Raw genomic sequence first — 19,100 nt, 5'->3', positions numbered from 1 at the left:
CCAGGACAAGCCCGGCCACCGTGGTCGTGGTGTGGTGGGGTTCAGGCCCCGACCGGCCGCGTCCACGCCTCCAGGTGCCCGTCCCTGAGCGCCAGCACGCGGTCCATATGGCTCGCAAGTTCCAGGTTGTGGGTGGCGACCACGGCGGCGACCCCCGTCCGGCGAGCCAGCGCGTAGAGGCTGTCGAACACCGCGCCCGAGGTCGTGGGATCGAGGTTGCCGGTCGGCTCGTCGGCCAGCAGCAGGCGCGGCGCGTTGGCCAGAGCGCGGGCGATCGCGACCCGCTGCTGTTCGCCGCCCGACAGTTGCGCCGGCTGATGCTGCACACGCTCCTTGAGGCCCAGGTCGTCCAGCAAGGCGCGCGCCCGGTCGCGTGCGCTCTTCCGCGAGACGCCTGCGATCATCATCGGCAGGGCCACGTTATCCAGCGCCGAGAACTCGGGCAGCAGGTGGTGGAACTGGTAGACGAAACCGATGGCGCCCAGGCGCACGTGGCTGCGCTCGCGGTCGCTCAGGTCGGTGCAGTCGCGGCCCTGTATCGAGATCCGCCCGTCGTCGGCGTGCTCCAAGAGGCCGGCCGCATGCAGCAGGCTGGACTTGCCCGAGCCCGACGGCCCGATCAGGCCCACGATCTCGCCCGGCTGCACGTCCAGGTCGACGCCCTTCAATACCGGCAGTTCGCCCGCCGCGGTGACGTAGGTGCGCCGCAAGCCTCGGATGGACAGCACCGGCTCACTCATAACGAAGCGCCTCCACCGGATCGAGGCGCGAGGCCCGCCAGGCCGGCGGCAGGGTGGCGAGGAAGCTCATGCCCAGCGCCCAGGAGACGATCACCAGCACCTCAAGCCAGTCCACCTTCGCCGGGACGCGCGACAGATAGTAGACGTCGGACGAGAAGACGGCCTGGCCAGTCACATACTCCACCGCCGTCTGGATCGGGTCGATGTTGAGGCAAAACACGACGCCCACCGCCAGGCCGGCCAGCGTTCCCAGGGCTCCGATGCTGGCGCCGGCCATGAAGAAGATGCGCAGGATCGACCCCTGCCCCGCCCCCATGGTGCGCAGGATGGCGATGTCGCGGCCCTTGTTCTTCACCAGCATCACGAGGCCCGAGATGATGTTCATCGCCGCAATGGCCACCAGCAGCATTAGGATCAGCCGCATCACGCTGCGCTCGACCTGCAGGGCGCCCCAGAACGAGGCGTCGCGGGTGGTCCAGTCGCTGACCAGCGCCGCCGGACCGGCTGCCTTGCTGATCGCCGCGATCATGCGGCCGGCATGGTCAGGGTCCTGCACCCGCACCTCGATGGCGTCGGCGGTGTCCTCGCGGTCGAAGAACAGCTGGGCCTGGCTGAGCGGCATGTAGATGTAGGCCTGATCGTACTGGCTCATGCCCACCTGGAAGGTCGCGCCCACCGTGTAGGTCTTCTGCAACGGCGTGCCGCCGAACGCCGTGGCGCCGCCCGCCGGCGAGATCAGGGTGACCGTGTCGCCGGGCGCCACACCCAGCTGCTGCGCCAGCCGCGCGCCCAGGATCACGACATCGCCGCCGTACTCGCCCTGGCCGAAGGTCCGCAGCGAGCCTGCGGTGATGTTGCCCGAGACCAGCTTGGTGTCGGCCAGGTCCTTGGGCCCGATCCCGCGCACCAGGGCGCCGGTGATCTGGCTGGGGCCGATGGCGATGGCCTGGGCCTCGATGATCCCAGCCGCCTGGGTCACGCCGGGCACCTTCAGGATGCGCGCCGCGGCCGCCTCGCGCCCCGGCCCGTCGAGCACGCCGCCGGTGACGAACACATGCCCCTGGAAGCCCAGGATCCGGCCGAGCAGTTCGCTGCGGAAGCCGTTCATCACCGACATCACGATGATCAGCGTCGCCACCGCCAGCATGATCCCGATGAACGAGATCACCGAGATCAGCGCCACGCCGCCCTGGGTCCGCTTGGCCCGCAGGTAGCGGTTCGCCAGCATGCGTTCCCAGAGCCCGAACGGCGGGGCCCGCCCGCCGGTCACGGCGGCGCGTTCACTCATCCAATGATGGCCTTCAAGGCCGCGTCCAGCGAAACAGTCTGGCGCTCGCCAGTGGCTCGGCGCTTCAATTCCACGACGCCCTCGGCCACGCTCTTGGGCCCGACGATCAGCTGCCAGGGGATGCCGACCAGGTCGGTGGCGGCGAACTTGGCGCCGGGCCGGTCGTCGCGGTCGTCGTACAGCGGATCAAGGCCGGCGTCGCTCAGCGCCTTGTAGGCCTTCTCGCAAACCTCGTCGCAGCCGGCGTCGCCGACCCGCAGGTTCAGTACGGCCGCGCCGAAGGGCGCCACGCTGTCGGGCCAGATGATGCCCGAGGCGTCGTGGCTGGCCTCGATGATCCCGCCGACCAGACGCGACACGCCCACGCCGTACGAGCCCATCTGAACGTTCACGTCCTTACCATCGGGCCCGGTGACCTTCGCGCCCATGGGGGCCGAGTACTTCTCGCCAAAATAGAAGATGTGGCCCACCTCGATGCCCCGGGCGGTCATCCGCTTGTCCTCGGGCAGCGCCTCGTAAGCCGCCTTGTCGTGCATCTCGTCCGAGGCGGCGTAGAGCGCCGTGCGCCGGTCGACCAGCGGCTGCAGGTCCCCGTCCCAGTCGATGTCGGGACCGGGCGCGCCCATCTCGACCAGGTCGCGGTGCGCGAACACTTCACTCTCGCCGGTATCGGCCAGGATTATGAATTCGTGGCTGAGGTCGCCGCCGATCGGGCCCGTGTCGGCCCGCACCGGGATCGCCTTCAGGCCCAGCCGCGCATAGACGTTCAGATAGGCCAGGAACATCCGGTTGTAGCTGCGCCGCGCCGCCGCTTCGTCGATGTCGAAGCTGTAGGCGTCCTTCATCAGGAACTCGCGGCCCCGCATCACCCCGAACCGGGGCCGGCGCTCGTCGCGGAACTTCCATTGGATGTTGTAAAGATTCTTCGGCAAGTCCTTGTAGGACTTCACATAACTCCGGAAGATGTCGGTCACGACTTCCTCCGCCGTGGGCCCGTACAGCAGGTCGCGGTCGTGGCGGTCCTTGATGCGCAGCATCTCGTCGCCGTAGGCTTCGTAGCGGCCGCTCTCGCGCCACAGGTCGGCCAGTTGCAACGTCGGCATCAGGATCTCGACGGCGCCGGCGCGGTTCATCTCCTCGCGCACCACCTGCTCGATCTTCTTCAGCACCTTGAGGCCCAGCGGCAGCCAGGCGTAGATGCCCGCCGCCTCCTGGCGGATCATCCCGGCCCGCAGCATCAACTGGTGCGAGACGATCTGCGCGTCGGCAGGCGCCTCGCGCAGCGTGGGCATGAAGTATCGCGAAAGGCGCATGGGATTCCCGTCAGATCAGGCGAAGGCGCCCTGATAGCCTTGCCGGGAGAACCTTGGCAACGATGAGGCGCGACGGGGGAAACCCATGCCGCCCAAACGCTGCGCCATGGCAGAGGTTCCGCTAGTATCCGCTGGGCAGCGACGGCAGCTTGATGACGCCCGACCAGATGACCAGCCAGACGATCCCGAACACCACGATCGAGATGCCGGTCGTGATCAGGAACTTCTGCTTGAGCTTGGGATCGACCGGCGCGCCAGGATCGCCGCCGTCACCCTTGTCGATGCCGGCCTCGGCGTGCGTGACGGTGCCCCAGGGCAGCACCACGAACAGCACCGTCCACCAGATGGTGAGGAACATCGCAACCGACGTGAAGCCGCTCATCAGTGGGCCTTCTTCGGGGTTTCCATGAGTTCGACGAGCACGCCGCCCATGTTCTTGGGATGCACGAAGATCACCGGCGTGCCGTGCGCGCCGATCCGCGGCTTACCGCCGTTCAGAACTGTGGCGCCCTTGGCCTGCATGTCGTCGCGGGCCGCCTCGATGTCCTCGACCTCGAAGCAGATGTGATGCTGGCCGCCGGCCGGGTTCTTCTCGAGGAAGCTCTTCAATGGCGAGGCGTCGCCATGCGGCTCGATCAGCTCGATCTGGCTGTTGGGCAGGTCGACGAAGCAGACCCAAACGCCCTGCTCGGGCATGGCGAACTTTTCGCCGATCTTCGTGGCGCCCAGCACGTCGCGGTACAGCGCAACCGACTGTTCGATGGAGGGCGTGGCGACGCCCACGTGGTTCAGTTTCCCGATCATGCGGTGCGTATACGCCGGGCGGGCGCAAACAGCGAGATCACCTTGCGTCACAGGGGCGGCGTCACGAACGCGGCGCCGGCAGCCAGCAGCGCCTCGATGCGCGGCGCAGGCAGGCCGTAGTCGGCCAGGACCTGCCGCGTATGCTCCCCCAGATCCGGTGTCGGCCGGGTGAAGCCGGCAGGCGTTCGGCTGAAGTCGCTGTAGGTTCGCGCACTGACCGCCGGGCCGAGGCGCGGATGAGTCCAGGGCGCCATGTGCCCGTTTTCCCAGAGCCAGGGATCCTGCAGGGCCTCGTCGAACCGCCGCACCGGCGCGGCGGCCACACCGGCGGCCAGCAGGGCATCGACGGTCGCATCCCGCGCGCGTCCTGCGAGGGCGGCCTCGATCCGTCGGGCCAGGTCCCCGTCCCGCGGCTCCGCGAGGTCCGCCGCCCCGAGCCCCAGGCCCAGCACGTGTCCCACGCCCCGGGCCTCCGTTTCGCCTTCGCAGGCCAGGGCGATCCAGCCATCGGCGCAGGGATAGTACCGGTACAGCGCGGCGAGCCCCAGGCAATCCCGGCTGCCCTTGTCGTTCGGGGGCCGCCCCGCGTAGTCCACCACCTCGCCCAACTGATAGAGCAGGCTCTGGGCCAACAGGCTGGAGACGATCTCCTGCCCCTCGCCCGTCCGCACCCGGGCGTTCAGGGCCGCAACGACCGAAGACGCGACGACGGCGGCGGTCGCAATGTCGTTGACGGCGATGGTGTAGAGGATCGGGTCATCGTCCCCGCCCTGGGCGGCCATCATCCCGCCCTCGGCCTGCATCAGCGGATCGAACCCCGGCAGCGCCGCCCAGGGGCCGGTGTCGCCGTAGGCGTTGATTGAGCACGAGATGATCCGCGGATTGATCGCCTTCAGCGCGGAATAGCCGATCCCAAGCCGATCGCGCACGCCCAGGCGGTAGTTGTCGATCACCACGTCGGCCGAGCGGACCATCTCGAGGAACACCTCGCGGGCGGCGGGTTGCTTGAGGTCCAGGCCCAGGCCGCGGACGCCGCGGTTGTAGACCAGGAACTGCGAGCCGTCGGACCGGAAGGGGTCGGCCTCGGGCCCCTCGATCTTGATCACCTCGGCGCCCAGGTTCGCGAGAAGCGCCCCGGCATAGGCGCCCGCGATCACCGTGCCCAGGTTCAGCACCTTGATCCCGGCAAGCGGCGCGGCCGTCGGCGCCGATCCTGTCGCAACCGCCCCTTTCGCCGGCCAGCTCGGCGGCGCCGGGACCGGCTTTGGCAGTCCGGCGACCCTGGCCGGCGTCGCGCTCAGCCGGGCCGGCGGCGCCGGCATGGCTACGGGGCCCAGGTCGGCATGATCGAGCGTGAGGCGCATCCCGGCCTCGGCGACGATAGGGCCTGCGAACCAGTCCTCTCGCGGCCCGACCGGCGCGCAGGGCACATCGTGCGCCTTGAGCAGTTCCAGCCATTCGTCGCGGGGCCGGGTCTCGAAGATGCCGATCAGCATTTCGCGCGCGCCCAGCATGTCCTGCTCAAGCACGTCGAACACGTCGCCCAGTTCCAGGGCCTCGAACGCCTTGCGGTAGAAGTTGGTGAACAGCGTGCCCAGGAAGAACCATTCGCCGTCGGCGCACTTGTAGAGCCGGTAGCGGGGATTGGCGCCCGGGGGGATTCCCCGTGGCAGAGGCTCGATGTTCTCGAACCGCATCGGCGGGGCGCATTCAGCGGCCCCGTGCAGACCGCTGACGGTCACGGCCTGACCTCGTCCGCTCCGGTTCCGCTCCAGCAGCGCCGCTCCGATCGCCGTCGCCCCGAGGACCGCCTGCGACGACCATGCGATGGGCAGGATCATGTGGACCGGCTGGTCCTCCCAGGCGCCCTGGCGGAACGGCATGCCGGTCAGGGCGGTCAGCAGGCTGTGATGCGGCGGCAGTTCGCTCCACCGGCCCTCGGTCCCATAGGGCGGCATCCACGCATGGATCAGGCCCGGATGCGCCGCCGTCAGGCTCGCGCCGTCCAGCCCCAGCGCCGTCATGCGGCTGGGCGCGAAGTCGAACAGCGCCACGTCCGCCCCGGCGATCAGCGCCCGCGCCGCTGACATGCCGTCCGCCGAGTCGAGGTCCAGCGTGACGATCTGCTTGTTGCGATTCCAGGCCAGATAGCCGGGATGGTCCTTGCGCCGGTCGCCACCCGGCGGCTCCACCTTGATGACCTCCGCGGCGAAGTCGCCCAGCAGCATGGCCGCCATGGGGCCCGCCATGCCCTGACTGAAGTCGGCGATACGCACACCCTGGTAGGCGGTCATGGTCGGCGTCTCTCCCTGCCCGTCGACGGCGCGGTTTCCGCATCTCGCCAAAGGGCATCAAACCGGGTGTTCGAAGACCCCGCAAGGGACGTCGGCCATGCTAGCCTTCGTCAAACAAGGGAGAGAGACGATGCGCACCGCCAAGCTGGGCCCTCTGGGCGACGTCAGCCGGCTGACCCTCGGCGGCGGCGGCATCGGCCAGATCTGGGGCGAAACCAGCCGCGATGAGGCCATCGACACCCTGCACGCCGCTGTCGAGGCCGGGATCACGGTGATCGACTCAGCCCCGATGTACGGCGCCTGTGAGGACAACATCGGCCTGGCCTTCGAAGGCCGCCCGCCTGAGCACCTGAAGTTCACCACCAAATGCGCCATCGGCTCGCCCGAGGCGGCAAAGATCGGGCCCGGCCTGGCCGCCTCGGTCGAAGCCAGCCTCAAGGCCATGCGGCTGGAGCGGGTGGACCTGTTCTTCCTGCACTCCAACATCCACGCTGACGACTTTGTCTACGCCCACGGCAACGACCGGCGCGACCAGATGGGCACGTCGTGGTCGCTCTATGTGAACGAGGTGATCCCGGCCTTCGAACAGCTGAAGGCGCAGGGAAAAATCGGCGCCTGGGGCATCACCGGCATCGGCGTGCCCACCGACGTGCTGCGGGCCATCGGCCACACGCCTCGCCCCGACGCAGTCCAGGCCATCGCCAATCTCATGGACAGCGCCGGCGCGTTGCGCCGTTACGCCGAGCCCGAGCGGGCTCGCGAGATCGCCGCGACAGCCAAGGCCGCCGGCTGCGGGGTCATGGGCATCCGCGCGGTGCAGGCCGGGGCCCTCACCCTGGCGGTCGACCGCGAACTGCGCCCGAACAGTCCGGACAACGCCGACTACGCCCGCGCCGCGCCGTTCCGCGCCCTCTGCGCCCGCTGGGGCCGGGACCCGGCCTATGTGGCGCACCGCTACGCGCTGACGATGCCCAACATCGACACCCTGGTCCTGGGCGTGAAGAACCGCACCGAACTGGCCATGTGCGTCGCGGCCGAGGCGGATGGACCCTACAGCGCAGACGAGATGGCCGAGATCGACGGGCTGGGGCTCCGCTGAGGGCGTTCAGATCCGGAGCACCGTGGTCTCGACTACGGGGCGCCGACCCCAGATCCGCTGGCAGGCCTTCTTCACCCCGCGCGTGATCGCCATCTCGACGTCGTCGTCCAGTTCGAGTTGCTCGCCCTTCAACCGCTTAAGGGCCGCTTCAGCCTCGTCGGCCAGTTCGTCCAGGATGTCGTCCATCGCGGTTTCGTCGTCGGCCGGGAGGCCCAGCGCGCGCACCTGCGGGCCGCTGACGATCCGGTTGCGGCCGTCCAGGGCCACCGACACCGCGACGATGCCGTTGAACGCCGCATGCCGACGCTCGCGCAGCGCGTCGCCGTTCTCGGGCGTCAGCACGCCGGCGTCCACGAACAGGCGGCCCGCGTGCACTTCGTCGATGATCTCGGCCCGCCCAGGCGCCAGACGAACCATGTCGCCGTTGCGCGGCGTCACCTGCTGCGGCACCTGCAGGTCGCGGGCGAAGGCGGCGTGCTCCATCAGGTGGCGCCGTTCGCCGTGCGTCGGCACCGCGATCTCGGGCCGCGCCCAGCTGTACATTTCGGCCAGTTCGTCGCGGCACGGGTGGCCGCTGACGTGGATCCCCGGATGATCCCGCTCGGTGTAGAGGCGCACGCCGCGCTCGGTCAGCTTGTTCTGCAGATTGCGGATCGGGATCTCGTTGCCCGGGATCACCCGGCTGGAGAACACCACACTATCGCCCGCGCCCAGCTTCACATGCGGGTGCGTGCCGTCGGCGATCCGCGCCAGCGCCGCCCGCGGCTCGCCCTGGCTGCCGGTGCAGAGATAGAGCACCGCGTTTTCGGACAGGTGCTTGGCCTGGGTGTCATCCAGGAACGGCTGGATGTCGGTCATCAGCCCGACCGACTTCGCCGCCGCCGCCATCCTGTGCATCGAGCGCCCCGCCAGACAGACGCGGCGCCCGTTGGCTTCGGCCGCCCGGATCACGCTGTCCATCCGCGCCACGTTCGAGGCGAAGCAGGCCACCGCCACCTTGCCCTTCAGTCCGCCGATGAGCTTGGTCATCGCCACCCGCACGTCAGCCTCGGACCCGGCGTGACCGTCCACGAAGACGTTGGTGGAGTCGCACACCATCGCCAGGACACCCTCGTCACCCAGCTTGCGGATGGCGGCGGCGTCGGTCACGTCGCCCAGCAAGGGGTCCGGATCGATCTTCCAGTCGCCGGTGTGCAGGATCGTCCCCAGCGGCGTCTTGATCGCCAGCCCGTTCGGCTCGGGGATCGAGTGCGTGAGGGTGATCAGCTCCAGCTTGAAGGGGCCCAGCTCGATCGTGCCACCCAGCGGAACTTCGGTGATGGTCACCTCGTCCAGCAGGTCGGCCTCGCGCAGCTTCTCGCGCAGGATGAAGGCGGTGAACGGCGTGGCGTAGACAGGCGCCTTCAACCGCGGCCACAGGTGGGCCACCGCCCCGATGTGGTCTTCGTGGGCATGGGTCAGCACGATGCCCAGGATGCGGTCCGCGTACTTCTCGATGTAGGTCGGGTCGGGCAGGATCACCTCGACGCCCGGCGTGGTCTGGTCCCCGAACGTCACGCCCAGGTCGACCACGATCCACTTGCGGTCGTGCGCCGGCCCGTAGCCGTAAAGGTTGAAGTTCATACCGATCTCGTTCGACCCGCCCAGCGGCAGGAAGACGAGCTCGTCGCTCTTGGATTTCGCCATCAGGCTTTCTTTGCGTTCCGCCGCCAGATTTCCAGCATGCCGCGGATGGTGAGGTCAGGGTCGAAGTGGTCGATCGAAAGCGTCGCGCCGTGGAACAGCGAGGCCACCCCGCCGGTCGCCACCACGGTGAGTTTCTCGGATCGTTCGGCCTTGATGCGCGAGATCAGGCCCTCGATCAGTCCAATGTAGCCCCAGAAGACGCCCGATTGCATGGCGCCGACCGTGTCGGTGCCGACCACGCGCTGCGGCTTCTGGATGGCGACCCGCGGAAGTTTGGCCGCCGCGCTATGCAACGCCTCCATCGAAAGGTTGATCCCGGGCGCAATCACGCCGCCCTCGAACCCTCCGTCGGCAGAGATGATATCGAAGGTCGTCGCCGTGCCGCTGTCGATGACGATCAACGCGCCCGGATAGATCGCGTGCGCGCCCACGGCGTTCACCAGCCGGTCCGCGCCCGCCTCCGACGGCTTGTCGATGCGCACGGCGATGCCAAGGTCGACATTTTCGCCGATCACCAGCGGTTCGACGTGCAGATAGCGGCGCGCCAGGTTTCGCAGGTTGAAGATCGACTGCGGCACCACGCTCGAGATAATGCAGCCGTCGAAGGCGCCTAGCGCCAGCCCGGCCATGCCCAGCAGTTGTGAGAGCCAGACGGCGTACTCATCGGCCGTGCGGGTGCTGTCGGTTCCCGCGCGCCACTGCGCCATCCATCGTTCGCCATCGTGCACGGCGAAGAGCGTGTTGGTGTTGCCTTGTTCGATCGCCAGCAGCATCTCACACTCCTCCGAAGAACACGTCGCCTGCGGTTATCCGCTCCAACCCGCCATCGTCCAGCCGTAGCCGCAAGGCGCCGTCCGGATCGAGCCCCTCCGCCACGCCGCTGAGCGTGCGGTTCGGCAGCCGCGCCTCGCAACGCTGGCCGAGACCGGTCGCCCGCTCGGACCAGCCGGCCGCGATAGGGGGGAAACCCTGGGTGGCCCATGCCGCGCGCCATCGCTCGAACGCGGCGGCCAGCACGGGCAGCGCGTCCAACGGCTGCGGCGGTGGCCCGGTCATGTATTCGGCGAACGCCGTGGCGGGCCGCTCCACGTCCTGGGGCGCGTGGGCCAGATTGACTCCGATGCCGACGGCCAGCCAAAGCCGCCCGTCTGCGCGGCTGCCGGACTCCACGAGGATGCCGACCGCCTTCTTGCCATGCACGAGCACGTCGTTCGGCCATTTCAGACGCGCCGCGCCGGGCCCGAGGCAAGTTTCGGCCAGATCGCAGGCCGCCAGCGCCGCCACGAACGACAGCTGGGCTGCTTCCGCCGGCGGACGATCGGTCAGGGTCAGCAGGGTGGCGGCGAGGTTACCCCGCTGGGTCGACCAGGCCCGGCCACGCCGCCCGCGCCCGGCGGTCTGCAACGCCGCGGTGATCCAGACCGGACCGCCCTCGCCGGCCTCAGCACGCCGGCGGGCCTCGGCGTTCGTGGAGTCGAGTTCGTCGTAGGCCTCGATCGGCGGGTGGGCCGCCAACCGCTAGGCCAGGCCCAGCGCCTGGGCGGCGCGCGCCGCCAGCGGGTTCAACCAGGTGATCGCCACCAGCACGACCGGGAATGCGAACACGGCCGCAGTCAGGCCGATGGCCTTGGCCTCCATCGGCGGCTTGTCGGTGGCGCCGGCGCTGCCGTCGAACCACATCACCTTGATCAGGCGCAGGTAGTAGAAGGCGGCCACGACCGAGCCCACCAGGCCGATCACCGCCGGGCCCCAGAGGCCGGCGTCGATGGCGGCCTTGAAGACCACGTACTTGGCCCAGAAACCCGAGAACGGCGGCAGACCCAGGGCCGACAGCGAGAACACTGTCATGGCCAGCGCCAGACCCCGGCGCTCCTTCACCAGGCCCGCCATGTCGTCGATGGTTTCCATGGCCTTGCCCTGGCGCGACAGCGCGGCCAGGCAGGCGAAGAAGCCGGTGACGTCCACCATGTACAGGATCATGAACACCAGCATCGCCTGCACGCCCTCGGACGTGCCCGACGCCAGGCCCAGGACGGCGTAGCCGATGTTGGCGATCGACGAGTAGGCCCAGAGGCGCTTGAGGTTCTTTTGCACCAGGCCGCCGAAGGCGCCCACGGCCACCGAGATCAGCGCCAGTGCGACCAGCACTTGCTGCCACTGTGCCACGGCGTCGGTGAAGCCGTCAGCTAGAACCCGGGCGAACAGCATCATCGCGGCCAGCTTCGGCGCGGCGGCGAAGAACGCCACGACGGGGGTCGGCGCGCCTTCGTAGACGTCGGGCGTCCACATGTGGAACGGCGCGGCCGAGACCTTGAAGGCCAGGCCGCAGATCACGAAGATCAGTCCGAACAGCAGGCCGGTATTGGCTTCGGCGCCCGCCGCCTTGGCGATGTCGGCGTAGAGGGTCGAGCCGGCGAAGCCGTAGACCAGGCTGGCGCCGTAGAGAAGCAGGCCCGACGACAGCGCGCCCAGCACGAAGTACTTCAGACCCGCTTCCGACGCCTTGGCGTTGTCGCGATGCATGGCGGCCAGCACGTACAGCGCCAGCGAGCTCAGCTCGACGCCCACGTACAGCGAGATCAGGTCGCCGGACGAGGCCATCATACCCATGCCCAGCGCCGACAGCAGGATCAGCACCGGGAATTCGAAGGTCTTGACGCCGCGCCGCTCGAACCAGGGCTGGCCCAGCGGGATCGCCACGGCCGAGGCGACATAGATCGCGACCTTGGCGAAGGTCGCCGCCGCATCCGCGATCAGGCCGCCGCCGAAGGCCACCCCGAACGGCTGGGTGGCCGACGCCACCGCAGCCGCCAGCAGCACCGCGACCCCGCCCGTGGCGACGAGGCTCGTCTGTTTCGGCATGAACGCGCCCAGGACCAGGAGAGCCAAAGCCCCCACGGCCAGGATGATCTCAGGATAGGCGAGCGCCAGGTTGGCGGAGATGGTCATCTAAGGCCCCTACCCGCCAATCGCCGCCTGATAGACCCGCACGAGCTGGTCGACCGAGGCGTCAGTCAGGTTGAACACGATGTTGGGCTGCACGCCCATCCAGAGGGTGGCGATGATCAGCGGCGTGAAGATCGCCACCTCGCGCCACTCCAGGTCGGTGATGGTCTGAAGCTTGGGGTTCTCGATCGTGCCGAACACCACGCTGCGATACAGCGTCAGCATGTAGACCGCCGAGAGGATCACGCCCGTCGCCGCCAGGATCGCCGTCCAGGTCGACACCTGGTAGACGCCGGTCATCGACAGGATCTCGCCGACGAAGCCGCTGGTCCCCGGCAGGCCGACGTTGCCCATCGTGAACAGCAGGAACACCGCCGCGTACCACGGCATCCGCTGCACCAGCCCGCCGTAGAACTTGATCTCGCGTGTGTGCATGCGGTCGTAGATCACGCCAACGCATAGGAAGAGCGCGCCCGAGATCACCCCGTGGCTCAGCATCTGGTAGATCGCGCCCTGCTCGCCCTCGGCGTTGCCCGAGAAGATGCCCATGGTCACGAGGCCCATGTGCGCCACCGACGAGTAGGCGATCAGCTTCTTCACGTCGGTCTGCCGGAAGGCGACCAGCGAGGTATAGATCACCGCGATCACCGAGAGCGCGAAGATCAGCGGCGTGAACTGGTGCGAGGCGTCCGGAAACATCGGCAGCGAGAAGCGCATGAAACCGTAGCCGCCCATCTTCAGCAGGATGCCGGCCAGGAAGACCGAGCCCGCCGTGGGAGCCTCGACGTGCGCGTCGGGCAGCCAGGTGTGCACCGGCCACATCGGCATCTTCACCGCGAACGAGGCGAAGAACGCCAGCCAGAGCCAGGTCTGGGCTTCGGGCGAGAAGCCGTACTGCATGAGTTCGGGGATCGAGCTGGTGCCCGACGTGCCGATCATGAACAGGATCGCCGCCAGCATCAGGACAGAGCCCAGCAGCGTGTAGAGGAAGAACTTGAACGCGGCGTACACCCGCCGCGCGCCACCCCAGATGCCGATGATCAGGAACATCGGGACCAGGCCGAACTCGAAGAAGATGTAGAAGACCACCAGGTCCAGCGCGCAGAACACGCCGATCACCAGGGTCTCGAGGATCAGGAACGCGACCATGTACTCGTGGACGCGCGTCTCGATCGACTTCCAGGACGCGGCGATGCAGATCGGCATCAGGAACGCGGTCAGCAGCACGAACAGGACCGAGATCCCGTCCACGCCCATCCGATAGTGCAGGCCCGCGAACCACGGCGCCTCTTCCACGAACTGGAAGCCGGGGTTGCTCGCGTCGAACTGTGCGACCAGCAGAACCGAGAGCGCCAGCGTCGCCAGGGTGGTCACGAAGGCGATCCAACGGGTCGCCTCGACGCCCCGGGCCTCGTCCTTGGCGAAGGCGCGCAGGATCAGGATCCCGGCGACCCCGACCAGCGGGGCGTAGGTGATGAGGGAAAGAAGCGGCATAGGTCCCTCAGGCGTTCCAGGCCCAGAGCGCGTAGGTCAGCAGACCCGCGACGCCCAGGAGCATGACGAAGGCATAGTGGTAGACATAGCCGGACTGCAGCCGGCCGGCGCCCTTGCCCACCTGGACCGAGAGCGCCGAGACGCCATCGGGGCCGAGGCCGTCGATGATCTTCTGGTCGCCGCCCTTCCAGAAGAGGTCGCCCAGGAACTTCGCCCCGCGGACGAAGGTGGCCTGGTAGAGCTCGTCGAAGAACCACTTGTTGTAGAAGAAGACGTAGAGGATGCCGTTGTTGGCCGCGAGCTTCGCGCCCAGGCCCTCACGCCAGATGTACATGTAGGCTGCGACCAGCAGGCCGGTCACCGACACCACGATCGGGGCGAGCACCACCCACAGCGGGAAGTCGTGGCCGCCGCCATGATGCTCGGACGGCGCATTGAAGATCGCGCCCTTCCAGAACTCGGCGTTGTGCTCGCCGATGAACTGATGGTGGAACACGAAGCCGGCCGCGATGGCGCCCACCGATAGGACCAGCAGCGGGATGCGCATGGTCCAGGGGCTCTCGTGCGGCTTGTGGTCGTGACCATGGCCGTGGTCCGGCTCGGAATGCGTCTCGGCATGGGCCGGCGCTGCGGCGTGGGCGTGGTCGTCGTGTGCGCCGTGGGCATGGTCGTCGTGCGCATGGTCGCGGTTGTGCCAGTGGTGCTCCAGGTCCTCCGACGTCCAGCGGGCGTGGCCGTTGAACGTGAAGAACGCGACCCGCCACGAGTAGAAGGCGGTCAGGCCGGCCACCAGGATGCCGATGAAGAAGGCGAAGTAGCCCATCGGATGCCCGGCCCCGCCGGCGGCGTAGGCCGCGTGGATGATGGCGTCTTTCGAGTAGAAGCCGGCGAAGCCGATGTCGATGAAGGGGATCCCCAGGCCGGTGATCGCGATCGTGCCGATGGTCATCACAGCATAGGTGATCGGCAGGTACTTCTGCAGCGCCCCATAGCGCCGCATGTCCTGCTCGTGCGCCATGCCGTGGATCACCGAGCCGGCGCCCAGGAACAGCAGCGCCTTGAAGAAGGCGTGGGTGAACAGGTGGAACATCGCCGCCTGGTACGCCCCTACGCCCGCAGCGAAGAACATGTAGCCCAGCTGCGAGCAGGTCGAGTACGCGATGACGCGTTTGATGTCGTTCTGGGTCAGGCCGACGGTCGCGGCGAACAGCGCCGTCACCGCGCCGATCACGGTCACGATGTTCTTGGCCACCGGGGCGTACTCGAACATCGGCGACAACAGGCAGACCATGTAGACGCCGGCGGTCACCATGGTGGCCGCGTGGATCAGCGCCGACACCGGCGTCGGGCCTTCCATGGCGTCGGGCAGCCAGGTGTGCAGGAAGAACTGCGCCGACTTGCCCATGGCGCCCACGAACAGCAGCGCGCACGCCAGGTCGATCAGCGAGAAGTGGCCGCCCGCGAAGTCCCAGCCCTGGCCCACGGCCGGCGCGATCAGCGGGAACAGCTTGGCGAACTCGATGGTCCCGAAGGCCCAGTAGACCGTCATGATCCCCAGCGCGAAGCCGAAGTCGCCCACGCGGTTGACCACGAAGGCCTTGATCGAGGCGGCGTTGGCGCTGGCCTTGTGGTGCCAGAAGCCGATCAGCAGGTACGACGCCAGGCCCACGCCTTCCCAGCCGAAGAACAGCTGCATGAAGTCGGCGGCGCTGATCAGCGCCAGCATCGCGAAGGTGAACAGCGACAGGTAGGCGAAGAACCGCGGCTTGCTCGGATCGTCGGCCATGTACCCCCAGGAGTACAGATGCACGAGCGACGACACGGTGGTCACCACCACCAGCATCACCGCCGACAGGCCGTCGAATCGGAACGCCCAGTTCGACACGAAGTCGCCGACGTGGATGAACGGCGCGTAGACGTGCGTGAACGGCTGCAGGCCGCCCCAGGTCCACTGGCTGAAGACCACCCACGATAGGACGGCGCTCAGCATCAGGAAGCCCGTCGTGACGCTCATCGACGCCTTGTCGCCGATGCGCTTGCCGAACAGGCCCGCGACGACCGCGCCGATCAGCGGGCCGAACAGGATGATGGTGACGAGGGTTTCTGCGTTCACGGCGCGATCAGCCCTTCATCATCGAGGCGTCGTCCACGGCGATGTCGCCGCGGTTGCGGAAGAAGGTCACGAGGATGGCCAGACCCACGGCCGCCTCGGCGGCGGCGACGGTCAGCACGAACATGGCGAAGATCTGCCCCACCACGTTCCCCAGATAGACCGAGAAGGCCACCAGGTTGATGTTCACGGCGAGCAGGATCAGCTCCACCGACATCAGGATGACGATGATGTTCTTGCGGTTCACGAAGATGCCGAACACCCCGATCGTGAACAGGATCGCGGCGACCGCGAGATAGTGCTCGAGGCCGATGGTCATTGGTCGATCCCCTGCCCGGGCTTCGGGTTTGCGAGCTTCATGCCGGTCTTCGGCGTGCGCAGCACCTGGTCCATGATGACCTGGCGGCGGACGCCCGGCTTGTGGCGCAGCGTCAGCACGATCGCGCCGATCATCGCCACCAGCAGCACCAGGCCAGCCGCCTGGAAGAAGTAGACGTAGTCGGTGTAGAGGACCCGCCCGATCGCCTCGGCGTTCGTGACATCCGGCGTCGCGCCCGAGGCCATCGGCCCGGCGCTGTCCTTCGCCGCCCCGCGGCCGGCTACCGTCGTCGCCACTACGACCATCTCGGCGGCCAGGAAGCCCGCGATCAGCAGGCCCAGCGGCATGTAGCGGGCGAAGCCCTGCCGCAGCGCCGCGAAGTCGACGTCCAGCATCATGACGACGAACAGGAAAAGCACCGCGACGGCGCCCACGTAGACCACCACCAGCAGCATCGCCAGGAACTCCGCGCCCATGAGCACGAACAGTCCGGCGGCCGAGAAGAAGGCCAGGATCAGCCAAAGGACCGAGTGCACCGGGTTGCGGGCGGAAACCACGCAGAACCCGGACGCAATGGTCACGGCTGCCATCAGGTAGAATGCGATCGCCTGTAGGGCCATTTCGGCTCTCTGACTTCCCTCGAATTACACGTCAAAACCGGCGGCGGAATCGCGCCGACTGCTTATCGGTACGGCGCGTCCAGTTCCAGATTCTTCGCGATCTCGCGTTCCCAACGGTCGCCGTTATCCAGCAGCCGCGCCTTGTCGTAGTAGAGCTCTTCCCGCGTCTCGACCGCGAACTCCAGGTTCGGGCCTTCCACGATGGCGTCCACCGGGCAGGCTTCCTGGCACAGGCCGCAGTAGATGCACTTCACCATGTCGATGTCGTAGCGCGTGGTCCGGCGGCTGCCGTCGGCGCGGGGTTCGGCCTCGATCGTGATCGCCTGCGCCGGGCAGATGGCCTCGCACAGTTTGCAGGCGATGCAGCGCTCTTCCCCGTTGGGATAGCGCCGCAGCGCATGCTCGCCGCGGAAACGGGGGCTCTGTGGGTTGCGCTCGTGGGGGTACTGCACGGTCTTTTTCGGCGCGACCATGTACTTCATGCCGAGCCCGAAGGCCCCGATGAAGTCCATCAGCGCCGCGCCTCTGAGCGCCTGTCCGATCCGGTTCAGCATCACTTCTTCTCGCAGGCGTAGTCGTCGAGGAATTGCGGGTCGCCGTTCTTCTGCAGCTTCAGCGAACCGCCCTTGGCGGCGCAGGCCTGCTGCGCCTTCTTGAGGTCGTCATAGGTCGCGATGCCGCCGGCGTTGCCGAAGCCCGCGCCACTGGCGCACGCCGTCAGGGCGAGCGCCGCCATGAGGACCAGCGCCTTCACGACGGAAGCCCCGTGTAGACGCGCCAGCCCGCCACGACGACCACGGCCACCAGCGAAGTCGGCAGGAACACCTTCCAGCCCAGGCGCATCAGCTGGTCGTAGCGGTAGCGCGGCACGATCGAGCGGACCATCGCGTTCATGAAGAACACGAAGAAGGTCTTCCCGGCGTAGACCAGCAGGCCCACCAGGCTGGCCACCCAGGCCGGCGCCGACGTCGCGAGGAATTCTTCGACGGGCGCGATGCCCGTGTTCCAGCCGCCCAGGAACAGCACCGCCATCAGGCCGCTCATCAGGACGATGTTCGCGGTCTCGGCCAGGTAGAACAGCATGTAGGGCGTGGAGCCGTATTCCACCGCATAACCTGCGACGAGTTCCGATTCCGCCTCGGGAAGGTCGAAAGGCGGACGGTTCGTCTCCGCCAGGCCCGAGATGAAGAAGATCACGCCCATCGGGAACATGATCAGGATCAGGGGCAGATTGTGCAGCCCGCCGCCAAACATGTACCAGTTCCAGAACCACCCGGACTGAGCCTCAGTGATCTGGTTCAGGTTCATGGTCCCGGCCAGCAGGATCACCGTGATGATCACGAAGCCGATCGAGACTTCGTAGCTGACCATCTGCGCGGCCGAACGCAGCGAGCCCAGGAACGGGTACTTCGAGTTCGAAGCCCAGCCGCCCATGATGATGCCGTAGACGCCCATCGAGCTGACGGCGAAGAGGTAGAGGATGCCGACGTTGATGTCCGAGACCGCCCAGCCGGGCGCGATCGGCATCACCGCCCAGGCGCCCAGCGCCAGGGTGACGCTGATCAGCGGGGCCAGCAGGTAGACCGCCTTGTCGGCGCCTGCGGGGATCACCAGTTCCTTGATCAGGAACTTGCCCAGGTCGGCGAAGGACTGCAGCAGGCCGAACGGACCCACCACGTTGGGACCCTTCCGCGCCTGCACGCCCGCGAAGATCTTGCGGTCGCCATAGATGATGAAGGCGATCGTCAGCAGCAGAACGACGGTGACGGCCAGGATGTGGGCCACCGTGATGATCGTCCAGCCGACCGGGGAGCTCCAGAATTCCGCCACGCCCCTACTCCGCTGCGATCTTGGCCGCGCCGCCCGAGGCGAGCGAGGCGCATTCGGCCATCGTCGTGCTGGCGCGCGCGATGGGGTTCGAAAGGTAGAAGCTCTTCACGGCGCTGACGAACGGCGCGTCCGACAGCGTCCCCTTCTTGCCCAGGGCCGCGTAATCCACGGCCGGCGGGGCGTCGGGGACATAGTCGATGCGGCCGAAGGTGGGATGGTCGGCGAACAGCTTGGCGCGCAGCTGGTCCAGGGTGTCGTACGGCAGCTTGTGGCCGAGGCGCTCGGACAGCGCCCGCAGGATCGCCCAGTCTTCCTTGGCCTCGCCCTTCGGGAACACGGCGCGGAAGCCCATCTGCACCCGGCCCTCGGTGTTCACATAGAGGCCGTTCTTCTCGGTGTAGGCCGCGCCCGGCAGGATCACATCGGCGCGGTGCGCGCCCGCGTCGCCATGGGTGCCCATGTAGACGACGAACGCGTCGGTCTGCGACAGGTCGATCTCGTCGGCGCCCAGCAGGACCAGCACGTCGGCGCCGCCCTTCTGGACCAGCTCGCCCGCC

19 protein-coding genes are annotated in these 19,100 nt (G+C 67.9%); 1 reads left to right on the top strand and 18 read right to left on the bottom strand.

Going from position 1 to position 19,100, the window contains the following annotated elements; genetic code table 11:
• Positions 1–41 precede the first annotated feature (41 nt).
• From EPN98_RS07220 to EPN98_RS07195, 6 genes are all read right to left on the bottom strand, one after another.
• The gene (locus tag EPN98_RS07220; protein WP_293361993.1) at positions 42–740 is read right to left on the bottom strand and encodes an ABC transporter ATP-binding protein; all 699 of its coding nucleotides are present in this window, start codon (positions 738–740) and stop codon (positions 42–44) included.
• On the bottom strand, positions 733–2,028 hold the full coding sequence (locus tag EPN98_RS07215) for a lipoprotein-releasing ABC transporter permease subunit (protein WP_293361991.1): 1,296 nt from the start codon (positions 2,026–2,028) through the stop codon (positions 733–735). The genes EPN98_RS07220 and EPN98_RS07215 overlap by 8 nt, the downstream gene beginning before the upstream one ends.
• Positions 2,025–3,341: a proline--tRNA ligase gene (gene proS / locus EPN98_RS07210; protein ID WP_293361989.1), complete on the bottom strand. Its 1,317-nt coding sequence runs from the start codon at positions 3,339–3,341 to the stop codon at positions 2,025–2,027. The genes EPN98_RS07215 and proS overlap by 4 nt, the downstream gene beginning before the upstream one ends.
• A gap of 121 nt (positions 3,342–3,462) precedes the next feature.
• Positions 3,463–3,723 (bottom strand): DUF1467 family protein, encoded by a 261-nt coding sequence (locus tag EPN98_RS07205; RefSeq protein ID WP_293361987.1) that lies wholly within the window; start codon positions 3,721–3,723, stop codon positions 3,463–3,465.
• Positions 3,723–4,145, bottom strand: coding sequence for a methylmalonyl-CoA epimerase (gene mce / locus EPN98_RS07200; protein WP_293361985.1), 423 nt, complete (start codon positions 4,143–4,145; stop codon positions 3,723–3,725). Before mce ends, EPN98_RS07205 begins: the two co-directional genes overlap by 1 nt.
• Positions 4,146–4,192: 47 nt before the next feature.
• Entirely contained in the window at positions 4,193–6,439 is a 2,247-nt protein-coding gene (locus EPN98_RS07195; protein ID WP_293361983.1) for a CoA transferase, read from the bottom strand.
• Positions 6,440–6,569: 130 nt separating this feature from the next.
• On the opposite strand from EPN98_RS07195, the gene EPN98_RS07190 reads away from it, so the two are divergent.
• The gene (locus tag EPN98_RS07190) at positions 6,570–7,538 is read left to right on the top strand and encodes an aldo/keto reductase (protein ID WP_293361981.1); all 969 of its coding nucleotides are present in this window, start codon (positions 6,570–6,572) and stop codon (positions 7,536–7,538) included.
• Positions 7,539–7,544: 6 nt separating this feature from the next.
• On the opposite strand, the gene EPN98_RS07185 is transcribed toward EPN98_RS07190, so the two are convergent.
• From EPN98_RS07185 to EPN98_RS07130, 12 genes are all read right to left on the bottom strand, one after another.
• The gene (locus EPN98_RS07185; protein ID WP_293361979.1) at positions 7,545–9,224 is read right to left on the bottom strand and encodes a ribonuclease J; all 1,680 of its coding nucleotides are present in this window, start codon (positions 9,222–9,224) and stop codon (positions 7,545–7,547) included.
• Positions 9,224–9,997: a type III pantothenate kinase gene (locus EPN98_RS07180; RefSeq protein WP_293361977.1), complete on the bottom strand. Its 774-nt coding sequence runs from the start codon at positions 9,995–9,997 to the stop codon at positions 9,224–9,226. The genes EPN98_RS07185 and EPN98_RS07180 overlap by 1 nt, the downstream gene beginning before the upstream one ends.
• A 1-nt stretch (position 9,998) precedes the next feature.
• Positions 9,999–10,739 (bottom strand): biotin--[acetyl-CoA-carboxylase] ligase, encoded by a 741-nt coding sequence (locus EPN98_RS07175; protein WP_293361975.1) that lies wholly within the window; start codon positions 10,737–10,739, stop codon positions 9,999–10,001.
• A 3-nt stretch (positions 10,740–10,742) separates the two neighbouring features.
• Complete coding sequence (gene nuoN, locus EPN98_RS07170; RefSeq protein WP_293361973.1) at positions 10,743–12,173, bottom strand: NADH-quinone oxidoreductase subunit NuoN; 1,431 nt, start codon at positions 12,171–12,173, stop codon at positions 10,743–10,745.
• A gap of 9 nt (positions 12,174–12,182) precedes the next feature.
• Entirely contained in the window at positions 12,183–13,664 is a 1,482-nt protein-coding gene (locus tag EPN98_RS07165) for an NADH-quinone oxidoreductase subunit M (RefSeq protein WP_293361971.1), read from the bottom strand.
• A 7-nt stretch (positions 13,665–13,671) separates the two neighbouring features.
• Positions 13,672–15,777, bottom strand: coding sequence for an NADH-quinone oxidoreductase subunit L (gene nuoL / locus EPN98_RS07160; protein ID WP_293361969.1), 2,106 nt, complete (start codon positions 15,775–15,777; stop codon positions 13,672–13,674).
• 7 nt (positions 15,778–15,784) lie between these two features.
• Entirely contained in the window at positions 15,785–16,093 is a 309-nt protein-coding gene (nuoK, locus tag EPN98_RS07155) for an NADH-quinone oxidoreductase subunit NuoK (protein ID WP_293361967.1), read from the bottom strand.
• Positions 16,090–16,713, bottom strand: coding sequence for an NADH-quinone oxidoreductase subunit J (locus EPN98_RS07150; RefSeq protein ID WP_293361965.1), 624 nt, complete (start codon positions 16,711–16,713; stop codon positions 16,090–16,092). The genes nuoK and EPN98_RS07150 overlap by 4 nt, the downstream gene beginning before the upstream one ends.
• Before the next feature lie 62 nt (positions 16,714–16,775).
• Entirely contained in the window at positions 16,776–17,267 is a 492-nt protein-coding gene (nuoI, locus tag EPN98_RS07145; RefSeq protein WP_293361963.1) for an NADH-quinone oxidoreductase subunit NuoI, read from the bottom strand.
• Positions 17,267–17,467 carry a hypothetical protein gene (locus EPN98_RS07140; protein ID WP_293361961.1) on the bottom strand — a complete coding sequence of 67 codons (201 nt, stop codon included), beginning with the start codon at positions 17,465–17,467 and terminating at the stop codon, positions 17,267–17,269. The genes nuoI and EPN98_RS07140 overlap by 1 nt, the downstream gene beginning before the upstream one ends.
• Complete coding sequence (nuoH, locus tag EPN98_RS07135; RefSeq protein ID WP_293361959.1) at positions 17,464–18,543, bottom strand: NADH-quinone oxidoreductase subunit NuoH; 1,080 nt, start codon at positions 18,541–18,543, stop codon at positions 17,464–17,466. Before nuoH ends, EPN98_RS07140 begins: the two co-directional genes overlap by 4 nt.
• A gap of 4 nt (positions 18,544–18,547) precedes the next feature.
• The coding region (locus EPN98_RS07130; RefSeq protein WP_293361957.1) for a molybdopterin-dependent oxidoreductase at positions 18,548–19,100 on the bottom strand (553 nt) is incomplete at its 5' end.

It is taken from the genome of Phenylobacterium sp. (assembly GCF_004299445.1).
In the GTDB taxonomy this organism is placed as follows: Bacteria; Pseudomonadota; Alphaproteobacteria; order Caulobacterales; family Caulobacteraceae; genus Phenylobacterium.
The sequence above is the reverse complement of the archived record's forward strand: the minus strand, read 5'-3'. Positions and strand labels throughout refer to the sequence as shown.

What these genes read in the sequence shown, in the direction of transcription:
- mce (WP_293361985.1), bottom strand. Translation starts at nt 4,145, where the DNA reads ATGATCGGGAAACTGAACCACGTGGGCGTCGCCACGCCCTCCATCGAA.
- EPN98_RS07165 (WP_293361971.1), bottom strand. Translation starts at nt 13,664, where the DNA reads ATGCCGCTTCTTTCCCTCATCACCTACGCCCCGCTGGTCGGGGTCGCC.
- EPN98_RS07215 (WP_293361991.1), bottom strand. Translation starts at nt 2,028, where the DNA reads ATGAGTGAACGCGCCGCCGTGACCGGCGGGCGGGCCCCGCCGTTCGGG.
- EPN98_RS07190 (WP_293361981.1), top strand. Translation starts at nt 6,570, where the DNA reads ATGCGCACCGCCAAGCTGGGCCCTCTGGGCGACGTCAGCCGGCTGACC.
- nuoK (WP_293361967.1), bottom strand. Translation starts at nt 16,093, where the DNA reads ATGACCATCGGCCTCGAGCACTATCTCGCGGTCGCCGCGATCCTGTTC.
- EPN98_RS07220 (WP_293361993.1), bottom strand. Translation starts at nt 740, where the DNA reads ATGAGTGAGCCGGTGCTGTCCATCCGAGGCTTGCGGCGCACCTACGTC.
- nuoI (WP_293361963.1), bottom strand. Translation starts at nt 17,267, where the DNA reads ATGCTGAACCGGATCGGACAGGCGCTCAGAGGCGCGGCGCTGATGGAC.
- EPN98_RS07150 (WP_293361965.1), bottom strand. Translation starts at nt 16,713, where the DNA reads ATGGCCCTACAGGCGATCGCATTCTACCTGATGGCAGCCGTGACCATT.
- EPN98_RS07195 (WP_293361983.1), bottom strand. Translation starts at nt 6,439, where the DNA reads ATGACCGCCTACCAGGGTGTGCGTATCGCCGACTTCAGTCAGGGCATG.
- nuoN (WP_293361973.1), bottom strand. Translation starts at nt 12,173, where the DNA reads ATGACCATCTCCGCCAACCTGGCGCTCGCCTATCCTGAGATCATCCTG.
- EPN98_RS07185 (WP_293361979.1), bottom strand. Translation starts at nt 9,224, where the DNA reads ATGGCGAAATCCAAGAGCGACGAGCTCGTCTTCCTGCCGCTGGGCGGG.
- EPN98_RS07180 (WP_293361977.1), bottom strand. Translation starts at nt 9,997, where the DNA reads ATGCTGCTGGCGATCGAACAAGGCAACACCAACACGCTCTTCGCCGTG.
- EPN98_RS07205 (WP_293361987.1), bottom strand. Translation starts at nt 3,723, where the DNA reads ATGAGCGGCTTCACGTCGGTTGCGATGTTCCTCACCATCTGGTGGACG.
- proS (WP_293361989.1), bottom strand. Translation starts at nt 3,341, where the DNA reads ATGCGCCTTTCGCGATACTTCATGCCCACGCTGCGCGAGGCGCCTGCC.